At 36.6% G+C, this 12,548-nt stretch carries 9 protein-coding genes; 2 read left to right on the plus strand and 7 right to left on the minus strand.

The window, feature by feature from the left end; genetic code table 11:
* Positions 1-47: 47 nt before the first annotated feature.
* Genes BW142_RS06590 through tagH form a run of 7 tightly spaced genes read right to left on the minus strand, consistent with a single transcriptional unit; the run spans position 48 to position 9,523 of the window.
* The gene (locus BW142_RS06590; RefSeq protein ID WP_076924336.1) at positions 48-845 is read right to left on the minus strand and encodes a protein phosphatase 2C domain-containing protein; all 798 of its coding nucleotides are present in this window, start codon (positions 843-845) and stop codon (positions 48-50) included.
* Positions 838-1,566, minus strand: a complete 729-nt coding sequence (gene tagF / locus BW142_RS06595) for a type VI secretion system-associated protein TagF (protein WP_076924337.1) — start codon at positions 1,564-1,566, stop codon at positions 838-840. Before tagF ends, BW142_RS06590 begins: the two co-directional genes overlap by 8 nt.
* Entirely contained in the window at positions 1,548-5,060 is a 3,513-nt protein-coding gene (gene tssM, locus BW142_RS06600) for a type VI secretion system membrane subunit TssM (RefSeq protein WP_076924338.1), read from the minus strand. Before tssM ends, tagF begins: the two co-directional genes overlap by 19 nt.
* Positions 5,061-5,069: 9 nt before the next feature.
* Complete coding sequence (gene tssL, locus BW142_RS06605) at positions 5,070-6,350, minus strand: type VI secretion system protein TssL, long form (RefSeq protein ID WP_076924339.1); 1,281 nt, start codon at positions 6,348-6,350, stop codon at positions 5,070-5,072.
* Between the two features lie 21 nt (positions 6,351-6,371).
* Complete coding sequence (gene tssK, locus BW142_RS06610; protein WP_076924340.1) at positions 6,372-7,700, minus strand: type VI secretion system baseplate subunit TssK; 1,329 nt, start codon at positions 7,698-7,700, stop codon at positions 6,372-6,374.
* 14 nt (positions 7,701-7,714) lie between these two features.
* Entirely contained in the window at positions 7,715-8,179 is a 465-nt protein-coding gene (tssJ, locus tag BW142_RS06615) for a type VI secretion system lipoprotein TssJ (protein WP_024598484.1), read from the minus strand.
* Between the two features lie 15 nt (positions 8,180-8,194).
* Entirely contained in the window at positions 8,195-9,523 is a 1,329-nt protein-coding gene (tagH, locus tag BW142_RS06620) for a type VI secretion system-associated FHA domain protein TagH (RefSeq protein WP_253188802.1), read from the minus strand.
* A 475-nt stretch (positions 9,524-9,998) separates the two neighbouring features.
* Here tagH and BW142_RS06625 point away from each other — a divergent pair, with 475 nt between their 5' ends.
* A complete protein-coding gene (locus BW142_RS06625; protein WP_076924342.1) occupies positions 9,999-11,972 on the plus strand; it encodes a serine/threonine-protein kinase in 1,974 nt (657 codons plus the stop codon).
* Positions 11,973-12,142: 170 nt separating this feature from the next.
* Positions 12,143-12,499, plus strand: coding sequence for a PEGA domain-containing protein (locus BW142_RS06630; RefSeq protein ID WP_076924343.1), 357 nt, complete (start codon positions 12,143-12,145; stop codon positions 12,497-12,499).
* The last annotated feature ends 49 nt before the right edge of the window (positions 12,500-12,548 follow it).

The raw sequence follows: 12,548 nt of genomic DNA on the forward strand, positions 1-12,548 counted from the left end.
AAAAACTCAAATAAAGTAAACTAAAACAATTTCATTTTAAAATAGAGCTACCTTGAAAACAATGGAATTGTAGCTTCATCTTGAATGTTGAATGTTTCTGAATTATTGCCAGCATAACTTTCATCGTACTTTATTAAAATACACGTTACGTTGTCTCTTGCACCTCTCACTAATGATGAGTGCATTAACGCCATTCCTGAATCAATAATACTACTTGGCTCTAATGACAAACATATGTCTTCATCTGACAATTCGCCGGTGAGCCCATCTGAACAAAGTAAAAATATATCGCCTGTTTTCACTTCATTTTGAATAACGTCCACTTTTACTTCTTCGGTTACACCTACAGCCCTTGTAATTACATTTGATAATGGATGCGTCTTAGCTTCTTCTACTGAGATAATCCCTTCATCGATTAAATCATTTACTTGGCTGTGATCTCTTGATATTTGCCTAAGTTGACCATCTCGCAGCATGTAAGCTCTGCTATCGCCAACCCACAAAACATAGTACTTATTATTTTTTAAAAATAATGCGGTAACTGTACTGCCCGCGGTTTTACTACCTAGATATTGGGCACTGTATTCGTTTAATTGCCTATTAGCATCTTCAATGGCTTCAACTATGTGTGATACTTCTAGTTTTTCAAGTGGAAGCTCTTCAATTTTTGCTCTTAATACATCTACAACAAGTTGGCTGGCAACTTCACCAGCCTCGTGACCACCCATCCCATCTGCGACAACCCATAAGTTATGGCTGTTTATTTCTACATGCGCATCCTCGTTAAGCTGCCTGACAGCACCACGATGGGTAATTGCATAACTTGTACTAAACTTGCTAATCACTATTTCTTACCTGTGTAAAATTCCATTCCCAGTGTTTCCACCTTCCATCTAACATTGCCGCAACTTGATTTACCGCAGGCAAGCCAGGAGTTATAAGTACCATTGGTTTTATGTTGCAAGAGCCATGCGTCCACCAAACACTGTAATCGCCATGTCTTTTTAATAAAAGAGCATGCATTGCATCTTGAAGAACTTCACTCGATAGCTCATCACCTGAAAACTCAAATGCTTCCGCACTTTTATTTTTATCTGCAGAATTTAAAAAGCTAACCTGCTTTTTAACTCCAGATATAGCACTTAAAGATTTAGCAACGTCTTTACGCCATGAAAATAAATCAACGGAACTATCTAGAACTTTTAATACAGTATCTTCATACTCTAAAGAGAACACTCCTGAGTTTAAAACTTCAATCGGTGCTTGCTCTAATGTGCTTGCAACTGTAAAAGGGTAATGTCGTCCCACGGCATCCATACTCGGTAACAACGTGCCCATAACCCCTTTGTCACCAACAATATTTGGCGATAATGCAAAGTGCCATACTGGTCCGGTTAAGTAATTATCTTGCCATACTTCACCTAGTTGCTCTTTACTCACTGCAATAGCAGCTTGTAGCCATTGCTCCCAATGCTCTGAAAACTCTTTCGATACGTTATCTTGTACAAAGTCACCTAAACTAGGCACTTTGCCAAGATAACCAATATTTATAATCGGGTCGGACATGAAAACTTCTCTACACTTTTGTTCCAAAATGGATGCCTGATTGATTTAGGCAATAACTCGACTTTCGCATTGTTCCCCATGAGTGAAAAATGTAACTCTAAGTCTTCACGTGTTTTTGCTCTTTTAGCACTCAACTCGTCTAACATACGATATAACGACCATTCACCTTGATAAGTTGTATTTATAGAACGCCCTCCATTTGGTGGAGTAAATACAACTCGCGTTTTACTCTGGCCACTTGCTCCAGGCCATACAAAATTTGTTACTCTAAGTGGGCCATGCCTGTAAGTCATTGACTGACCGTCAATTTCTAGCATAAAGCTAGAAATGGTACGATCCAACTCTAATGGTTTTAATCCAAACTCAATTCTTGGTGTTGCACTACCGCCATCAAAAAAGACAGTTTGAATTTGATTTGCAAGTTCAAACATCGCTAATGTATCTCGGCTAATGCCTATATCTTTTTCAAATTTCCATGGCGTTGAGCTCATATCTACACTAGGCGCAATATAGTTTGTGAAAAAGCTATCAATTGTTCCACCTGGGCCGAAAAATCGAGTGAAATCTTTCATATTCACTTCTTTATCTGCGTATGGAGAGAACGGATAACGGCCAACAATTGCAGCGTTATATTCGCGTAACACCTTACTTTTCCACATCTCGTTTAAGTGTCTGTTGGCACTATTTTTAGTTATATTGCTAGTATCACGACTGATATCTAACAACCAACTATTAAACGGATAAGGTAAGTCTCGGCTTTGGAACTCAAGTTGACGAATAAAGCTTGGCTTACTTTTACCGCTAATTTGATCTTTAATTGACGACTTTAACTGATCGCCTCTATCAAGTTTGGTTAAGTAAACGTTTAACTCTCTTAGGTTTTTCTGAATATTATCTAATTGTTGAGCATCAATATTTATTACATCTTCAAAAGCTTCTTCAACTTGATGACCCGGTAATTTAATATCAAATTTAGGGGCTTCGTCAGGTAAAAATCGTTTGATACGATTAGCCTTTGTTTGCATAGCAATTTCAGCAGCATTTGCTGCCACTTTACCTGCAGCCTTTTGATTATCAGATACTGGTAATTTAGTTAGCTGCACATTTTTTTGAACAGCAGTGATAATATTTTTAATAGGAGCTTCAGAACCCGCTAGAGCATCAGTGATATTAACCCCCTCAGCAGGAGAGCTATATTGATTAAGGCTCAAATCATCAATAAATGATTGCCAATAATAGATATAATCTTGAAAATATCGCTGCTCTAGCTTTTTCTCTATTTCATCTTTAGAAATATCGTAGGTACCCGTGGCCTCTTCACCATACACCCAGCTACTTGCCATTAAATTACCAAGCATTTTACTTTTCTCAACATTAAAAATGCCGTGGAAACCATTAAATGTATATAAGCCTGGGATACTTCGCGTAAGCTCACCGTCATTTCTAAAAGTAAATTTTTGCGCACTTTCGAAACTAATAATATCTGTAAGCCTAAATGGCGGGATACTGCTATCTAAGAAGTCGGCTTGAAGTCGTTGGTATGCTCGCTCAGCAATTGGTAGCTTAGTTAGCTCAGCTCGTGCAACACGCACTGCTTGATTATCAATTTCAATTTGGCTAACACCGTTTTCAAGTAATGTAGCAACATGCTCCATCAGCTCTACTCTGGTTTGCATATTTTTATCGCCTGGTAAATTACGTTCTAAATACGCGTTAAACCATACCGTTATATCTTCACCTTCAAAGTATTCAGGCTGAAACAACATGAGGTAACACTTCAGTGTTTCGTATAAATAACTTAAGTGCTCAGGATGAGCTTCCATTTCTTTAATTAAAGTACTTGCAATAAACGGTTCTAAATACGTTTGCAATGAACGGTCGTAGGCTTGTGTAGAAGCCATTTTTATTTCATTTAGTTTGTTAAACCCAATTGATTTAGACTCTTGTGTATTAACAAGTTCAGGGTTGCTTGCAGGTAAGTTTCTAAGAGCTTTTAATCTGTCGTTTAGTACCAATAAGTTATTACGATCAAATGAGGCGGTATCAAGCTCTTGGTACGTTGCAATCGCATCCTCAGTCTCTGAAATTAAGTTACTATTCCAAGCAAAACTAAAGTACCACGATGTTGAAAAACCAAATAAAGCTATGCATGCAAGCGATATGCTACCAACACGAAGCCATTTATTTTGTTTGTCATGATGTTTGTTAGTGCTTGCTAAGTTTTGCTCTGGAAAAATTACACCTTCTAATACATTCTTTATAAAAAAGCTTTTAGATTGGTTAATGTATCCAGATTCGCCTGCGTTTGCTTCGTTTAAAAAGCTTGATGGCGTACCTTCTTGCGTTGCACTTGTAAGATAAACACCACGAAACATTGGTAGTTCTTCGTATGCATTAGGAGTGAATATTTCTTTTAAAAAAGCATCTCCTACACCTTGTAGCACACGAAGCTGCCTTGGGAATTCGAATATTTTAGCGCGAATTTCTTCGTTTCTTTCATTAATTAATCTACGATTTAACATCTCGGTTAATTTAGAAATTAATGTGTGAAATTCTTTATTAAATGCATCTACTTGCGTGTCTTTATCTAAATCAAGTTCAAAGGTTACGCCCCAGACCTGCTCACATTCTTCTTCAGTTAATTCGCCAAAAAACTCTCTAAAGCCTTCTATTAAATCAACTTTAGAAAAAATAACGTAAACAGGAAAAGTCATGCCTAATTGGCTTTGTAGCTCTTGTAATCGCTGTTTAATAGCGCGAGCATGTAGGTTTCTCTCAGTTTTGGTCTGGCTCATAAGCTCAGAAATACCCATACTGATCATTACACCATTAATCGGCCTAAGAGGACGGTACTTACGAAGTAATCCTAAAAAGCCTTCCCATGCACGTGAATCATGCTTTGCGTGGCTGCTTTGCGTTGTGTAGCGCCCTGCAGTGTCAATTAAAACAGCTTTATTGGTAAACCACCAATCACAATTACGAGTACCGCCAACACCATGAACTAAATCAACACCCAGCTTATCTTTTAGTGGGTAATCAAGCCCTGAGTTATGAATAACGGTAGTTTTGCCAGCCCCTGGCGGTCCTATCATTATGTACCAAGGCAGCTGGTAAATGTTTTTACCTTTGAACAGCTTTACATCTTTTAAAAGATCGATAGCTTCGTTCATTCGCGTTTTAAGCGTGGTAATTTCTTCATTTACTTCAGAGCTATTTGTATCGCTATTACTATCAATTAACTCATCAGCCATTTTTTCGTCTCGTTTGCTTTGTTGCATAAGACGATAAATTTTAGACACAGAAAAAACCAATAAAACCAATATAATAGTAAACAGTCTTGCTGCAATACTTTGTAGTGGTACATAGTCAGCTATCGCTATTAATGGGCCGCCAAACCAAATTAGTAATGATAAGGCCAAAAAGCCAATAACTAGCATTGCCGTACGAGATGTAAGTGCGTAGGTCACTTTTTTTATTTTTTGTGAAAAACTCATTTCAGCCTCTTAAAATAATAAATCGATTTCAATTCGTCGGTTAAGTGACCGAGAAGCTGAATCTGAATTACTGGCAATAGGCTCTGCTGCGCCCTTACCTTCGGGCCATAAACGCCCACTGAGGTTTGTACTTTTAGCCATAGAGTTTGCAACTTGCGTTGCGCGCGCTAAAGAAAGGTGCCAATTTGAAGGATACTTATCAGTTCTAATTGGTGTGTCGTCTGTGTGGCCAGTTATTAAAATACGTCCTTTAGTTCCTTCAAGGCTCAATGCTAGCTTTTCTAAAATAGGTTGAAATGAAGGTAATAATTTAGAGTCACCTTGGTTAAAAAGGCTCTCACTATTAATAGAGATTCTGATTCTATCGATATTTTTCTTTATCGTTACAATCCCCATTTGAATCTCAGTTTGTAATAGCTGCTCTAATACAAGTAGCTGCTGATCCTTTTTGTCTATTGCTTGGTCTTCAGCTAGAGGATGAATGATAGCAAGCTTGTCATTAACAGCCGTAACATCATCATTTAGCTTCATATTTATAAATAAATAAACAGTAAGTAAAAGTAAGCCCAGAACAGAAAAAATAACCCACAACGGCACCTGATTTCTTAATTCTACACCAGCGGCTACTCTTTGCTTCCAGTTAGGAGAAAGCTTATTATTGATTGGCCCATCTAATTGATTTAATAGGTGGTACATTTGTGAGCGGTATTCTTCTACTTTATTATCACCCACAGTATCTAACCTGTACTTACCTTTAAAACCTAAATTTAAACAGTGGTACTGAAGCTCTAAAAAGGCTTTGTGTTGCTCTGGCTGAGACAATGCATTGTCTAGTAAAGTATAAAAGTACTCTCCGCCAAAGGTCTCTTTATGAAATGTTGAAAGCAAGCTTTCGTCAGCCCATTCCATAGAGCTCCATTTAGAATTTAAAACAGACTCATCTAAAATTGCACATAAGCAATAACGGGAGTTTTTGATTACATCTTTTGATAGGTTTTGATTACGAACTTCGACTTCAAAGCGTTTAATAGCCTCTACACATCGATGCTTTAAAGCAGCCAAGTTAGTCATCTCAACTGATTTTCTAATTGAAATAACCAATGAAAAGCAGTCTGTTGCTGCTTCCATTAATGGGTTTTTAAATATAGATACCTTTGCATTACTAGGAATACTACTTGCAACAGGCTCAACAGACATGACTGTTTTGTCTGGATCATTATCTACTTGATTATTATTTGAGGCATCACGCCCTAATCGACCAGGACGTGGTTTTATAATGGTTTCGTCCATTGAAACTCTTCCTTTTAAAAGTTAAGTTCTTATTGCCCATAGGCTTAGTTGTAACTCGGGGTAACTTCCTGACAAGTGAATAGCAATACCACCACTTGAATGAAGTTTTGCCCAATGCTCACCATGTTTATTTAATTCAAAATAATGAAAACCTGCATGGTAAGGAATTTGACGCGGTGCAGTTGGTAAGTTACTGATTGTAATACCTGGGATCTGATTGTTTACTAAATCTCGGATCGTCTCAACGCTACCTATTTTTATTTGAGAAGGTAATATCTTACGAAGCTCTTCGTGAGGAACACTCGCCTTAATAGCCAATATAAATTGACCTGAGCTAAGTACAGATTTGTCTTTGAGCGCACCAAAAGAAATACCAAACTTGCTCTGCTCTAGCTTTATTTCTGTTGCAGTTTGCTCGATTACATGACTTAAAGATTGATATAAAAAGTTTACGACTTCACTAAATACCGGACCTAAATTTTTATGATCGTACTTAGGTAATTTAGGTACTCTTTTGTTTACTGTACTAAAAGTAGATAGCTCACCTGCAAGCTCTATTAAACGTGTATAAAGAATATTTGGGTGAAGGTTATTAACTGATAACAGGTTTTCAAAAACAGCGTCATATTTATTTAGCGTTTGCAGCATAATAAAATCAGCTACAGATGTGCTCCCTGCATAGCCTTGGCACAACCTAACAGCGATACTTTCTGAGCGCTGCTTTATCATTGAGCCAATTTCTCTCACTAGACCAAGTAATGGCTTACACTGACCTACTTTTAATGAAGCTGGAATATACTTTGAATCGAGCTTAATTTGCCCTTCGCTACTTACTTCAACAATGCGTGCTAATGGCAATAATATATAGCCAGCGTGATCGTCTGATGACAATACTAGCTTACTAAATACCTTAGCTACTTGAATAATTTCTTGAGCTTGCGCACCTAAAGAGTCATCGCTTACTGATAAGTCATTAAGTTTATAACGCGTAACAATATCCTCATCCAACGATGAAATATTAATACCACTGGCTTTTAGAGCAGGAACCGCTAAATAAATTATTTCGTCATAAACATCTTTGCCAACCACTAAAGGCTCAGGCAAAGAGGTTGATTGAGGCATATCGATAGGTAACAAATCAGGAGTAATAGCTGACAATGACTCAATAGCAAACTGGCCTGAACTTAATAGTTGAGTGTCAATACTTATATCAAGTATGCCCCAAGGATCTGCTAAGTTCCCATTACAAATTTGCTTAATTAAATGCGAAAAGTGCTTATCTGACTGCTGAAAGTGTTGCGGCCTTAAGAACATCCCTTCGGTCCAGGCAACACGAGTGTTATCACTCATTATACAAATCCTTTTTATTGCTCTCTCATGTATGTAGCAATTGCTTCAACATTTACATCTATATCGTCATAGCCAGTTGGGTCAACTTCGATTACAGCTCTCCATCGTGCTTGATCTATATTTCTGTACGCTACAACAACACCAACATATCGTGTATTGCGGTTTAAGGTCATTTTATATTCTTGAACAGAGTTTGGCTGTAATTCTAATTCATCTTTCTTTAATAAGTCTGGGCCTAATTGTTTTTCAGGTGTTTCATACAAGCTAAAGAAATCCTGAGTATCAAAAATTGTCCTCGAGCTCAACTCAAAAATTTTCATTACTACCGGTGAAGGTCTATCCGACGTGTCTGGGTTTACATTTTTAGACACATTAATTTTTAGATCCGTAGAAGGAGGCACAAACTTATTAACAGTTGAACAACCCATGGCTAAAAACAGTAAACTGAAACTCATTAAAAAGAGCTTAAATTTGTTCATTATCTACTTTCCTTTCTAGAACGATTCTTTAATTCTATCGTTGTATGCTTTTAAGAAATCATCCGACAATGCCATAGCTCCCTTACTATTTACATCATGAGATAACTCATCATATAAATTTTGGTATAACTTCCAGCACTTAGACTCTGTTTGGCCAGGGATGATTTTTAATACGTTAGAATTATCATTTATTTGTTGATTTATATGTTGGGGAGAAACTTGCTCTAACATCCCTTTTAATACGCCGTCAGCTCCTGCTAATAAAGCATGTTCATGTCTTCGCGTATCAACAAAGCTTTCTTTGATTGATTCTTGAGACGACAGGAAGCTTGCACTATTTCTGATGAATAAATTCTGAATAACGTCATCAATATCTGCCGAAAACTTAATTGGGTTATTTTGTTGAGTTTGAAACATCGTTTGGTTTAAACGCAATTGGTTTTTTACAAGCGCTCTTTGGCGAAGAGACTCCATCAACTCGGTCAGTAATAGATTTAACCCTTGGCCCATTTCAAACCAAAGTTCTTGTGAGTTTAATGAATTTTGTAACTCAGCTTTAACCCCCAACCCGTTTAAAAAAGCATCAGTTAAAGCGGTGTCTTCATTATGTGATGTTGGATTTTTTTGCACTACTGGTTTATGAGCAGGCTTTACTGCTTGAGGTTTAGTTACAGACGTATCTAGTACTGGTGTATTAACTGAAATTTGCTGTTCAACAGCTGGTTTTTGTTGTGGTTTACTTACAACGGGTGCTTGTTGAGTTACAGCGCCAGGGTTCATTAAGTGAGCAAGCTCATCCCAGTTCTCAGGTATTTGGTTTGCTGAATTATCGTCAGCTGCCTGAGTCATAGAAACCGCAGGCATAGACTCATCCATTATTGATTCATTAAAGTACTGTTCTGGATCAGAAAAATGCTCAGTAGGATGCTGATAAGATCTTGCTGGCTCTTTGCTAATACTAGCTGCTGCACTTAAATTACCATAATCGGTATCAGGTGTTTTTTCATTAGTAGCTAATTTCACCTCTATTTGAAAATCACCCACGGTGATCGTATCACTATCCGACAAGCGTTGTTTATTACCTTGACCTAATGGAGCTACGCCAAAATTTACAAAAGTACCATTTGTAGATGTGTCGTAAACATAAAAGGAATCACCCTCTTTTACTATGCGTCCGTGCTTACTAGAAATGATTTTTTCAGGATCCGGAAAATGCCAATCACATACTTCTGAACGGCCAAATATTAGAGAGTCTTTTACTGTTTTAGTTGCTTCAATTTCTGGAGAGAGTCTATGATAACTAGTGATGTTTAGTATCAGTTCCATTTGATAAGTTAGTCCCATAAATCTACATTCTCATTAGGATAAAGTAGAAGAGAAACTATTGTCAACATTGAAATTAATATATAAAAATATACTCAACCATACAAAAGCTCAAATTTAAATAAATTAAATTAAACAAAACCTCTATAAAAAAGCCCTTTCAAAACTTACAAAAGATATTTTGTATGTTCCCATTTAAAAAATTGCTATTTAATAATTAGCATTACATTTTATTCATTTTAAGCACATAGAAGTGTTATAAAACAATGCCTGTAGGCCTACACTGTTTATAAAAACAAATAGCAATTAAACGATATTTCAAAAATTACTATAAAAGCTCTAAATTTTTTAAAGTTTTGTACGAAAGTTCTGCTATAGAAACATTGCTAAGTTAGCTAATTTTTGTAAAAATACGGCACTTATCAAAGGGAGAATTGATAAAAATAAAAAACTCACCTTTGCGATTATTTTAATATGCACAATAAAAGGATTTATAATGAGCGGTGTCAACAGTTCTAATGATAAAACGCAGATAGCTTCACTTGACTCAAAACTTCGCACGTCAAAAGCAATAAATAAATTAAACCTTATTGGTAAAAAAGTATCGGATCGCTACTTAGTTGAAGAACTTATCGGCCAAGGTGGTATGTGTTACATATACCGAGCCAGAGATTTATTTTTAGAAAGTGCGAGTCGTCCTGAAGTTTTTGTAGCGATTAAAGTATTGTTAGAAGAGTTTTCTCATTCTGAAGAAGCTATTTCACTTCTTAAAGATGAAACAACTAAAACACAACAGCTCTCTCACCCTAATATTGTAAAAGTATATTCTGCAGGCTCTGATAATGGTTTACATTATGTAACCATGGAATTAGTAGAAGGCGAAACGCTTGAGCAAATAATCAAGCGCAATAAACCCTCTGGAATGGTTTTCAAAAAAGCGAATGTAATTCTCAACCAACTTGCCGATGCATTAATTTATGCCCATTCTCGTGGCGTTATTCATAACGATTTAAAACCATCAAATATAATTTTCGATTCTAATGGTAGCCTTAAGGTACTCGACTTTGGCATTGCAAAACACAAAACCATTGAAGATGCCTATGCAGTTAAAAGCGAATCAAGCTTAGGTACTGTAGGGGGCTATACACCAACTTATGCAAGTCCTGAACAACTTAAAGGTGCTGCAGCATCCGTTAAAGATGATGTTTTTTCTTATGCGTGTATTGCCCTAGAATTATTGAGTAGCAAACATCCATATAATCGCGTTGCAGCAGACACACTCCCTAAAGATACATCGGCAAAACGCCCTAGTAACTGCCCTTTATGGTTGTGGGGCACGCTTAATAAAGCAATTTCTTTAGATGCAGCAAAAAGAGCTGATTCGTTAAAGCCTGTTTTAGATAAGCTTCAAAGTAACTTTAAACCGGCAATAGCACTTGCAGCCAGTACTGTTGTGTTAGCCCTTTTGGCTGGTCAGTACTATCTATCAAATACAAATAATATAAAGCAGCTTGAAGCTAAATTAGATAATGCAAAAGCAATAAACCAACAAGTAGAAACATGGATGTCTTGGGATGGACCGGAGATTCTAAACAAGCTTGCAGAAATCCCACCTCAATACGAGGTATTAAAACAAGGTTTATTAAGATCTAATCAAGCTAATATTCTACAACGTTTTGATTACAGAGCGAATCAAATCAATACAAGCGCTAACAAGTTTAAAGACTTTGATGAAACAATTAATGTTTATAGTAAGGCCTTGGAGTATTACCCAGATTCAGAAAAGCTATCGGTACAACTGGAAAGCATTTTAAGAGAGCGCCAATCAATAATTTCAGATATTACTTCTCGTATTGATTTGTTACTTGAGCAATCTCGCTATAGTGAACTGGACAATAATAGTATTCCACAATTAATCAATGATTTAAGTGTAGTCGATAGCACCTACGTTTATCGCCCGTCTGAAGTACATTTTGATAACTATAAACTTGCCTTAGATAAAGCGATTGAAGAAGATGATGTTATCACGCAAAAATCTTTACTTAATGTTGGTAAAGCTATTTTCACCAATAATCAAAAAAACGAACTTGGCTTTGCAGACCTTCTAAAAAGAGAGTCGGCGATAGATGCTTTAACGCTTTACCAAAAGAAAGTAAACCTAGGTGAGCCAGCTGATTTTCCTACTGAAGATGCCATCGTATTTTACGGTCCTAGATTTGATAGATACACACAAAAACTAGAGACGATTGAAGAGTACAAAGATTTATTAGATTTTGAAGAATTAATCAATACCGAGTCTGCAACATTACCTAAAGACTTTTCATTACTCGTTTCTTTAAAACAAGAATTATCTAGACGTTATATCACTATGGCAAATACGTTAATGAAAAGAAAGATGTACCGTACAGCAGAGCAACTAGTTGAAAGAAGCGAAGCTATTACTCAGTCTCTTGATAATGTAATGTTTTAAAAAACTATTTATTGCGAGAGCATCACCAAATAACTAAAAATATATTAAACTAACAAACGTTTTGTTTTAACAAACGAAGGTCAAGGACGACGGGTTGAGCGATCATTTTGCATAAACTCCTCCAAGATTTTTCGTAATTATCACTATTTAAATGAGTTTATGGAGTACCTATGAAAAAGATAAGCGCACTAGCGGCATTACTAATACTAAGTGGTTGTTCAACTACATCGTCTGTAGATGAAACGCAGCAACTTGCAAAAGAAGAAGCAGTTCAAGTACAAGAAGAAATTGTTGAAGCTGTAGCACCTATTTCATTAACTGTAATCACTAACCCTAGTGATGCACGCGTACGCATTATGAACATTGCGCCTGTGTACCAAGATGCTATTGAACTTAAAGAAGGTAAGTACGACGTTGAAGTAAGCAAGCCAGGTTACTTAACTTACCGCAAGTGGGTTGTAGTCGATAAAAAGACAATTTTAACAGTAAATTTAGATGAAGTAGCAGTAACTGAAGCGGCTAACTAGTCCAATATCTAAACTTTAATTATGCCTTTGAACATTTCACATGTATTAA

It is taken from the genome of Pseudoalteromonas sp. EB27 (assembly GCF_001974875.1).
Lineage (GTDB): Bacteria > Pseudomonadota > Gammaproteobacteria > Enterobacterales > Alteromonadaceae > Pseudoalteromonas.

Bases quoted from the DNA above. Each gene is read 5' to 3' on its own strand.
- tagH (WP_253188802.1), bottom strand. From the start codon at position 9,523: ATGGGACTAACTTATCAAATGGAACTGATACTAAACATCACTAGTTAT.
- tssM (WP_076924338.1), bottom strand. From the start codon at position 5,060: ATGAGTTTTTCACAAAAAATAAAAAAAGTGACCTACGCACTTACATCT.
- tssL (WP_076924339.1), bottom strand. From the start codon at position 6,350: ATGGACGAAACCATTATAAAACCACGTCCTGGTCGATTAGGGCGTGAT.
- tssK (WP_076924340.1), bottom strand. From the start codon at position 7,700: ATGAGTGATAACACTCGTGTTGCCTGGACCGAAGGGATGTTCTTAAGG.
- BW142_RS06625 (WP_076924342.1), top strand. From the start codon at position 9,999: ATGAGCGGTGTCAACAGTTCTAATGATAAAACGCAGATAGCTTCACTT.
- tssJ (WP_024598484.1), bottom strand. From the start codon at position 8,179: ATGAACAAATTTAAGCTCTTTTTAATGAGTTTCAGTTTACTGTTTTTA.
- tagF (WP_076924337.1), bottom strand. From the start codon at position 1,566: ATGTCCGACCCGATTATAAATATTGGTTATCTTGGCAAAGTGCCTAGT.
- BW142_RS06630 (WP_076924343.1), top strand. From the start codon at position 12,143: ATGAAAAAGATAAGCGCACTAGCGGCATTACTAATACTAAGTGGTTGT.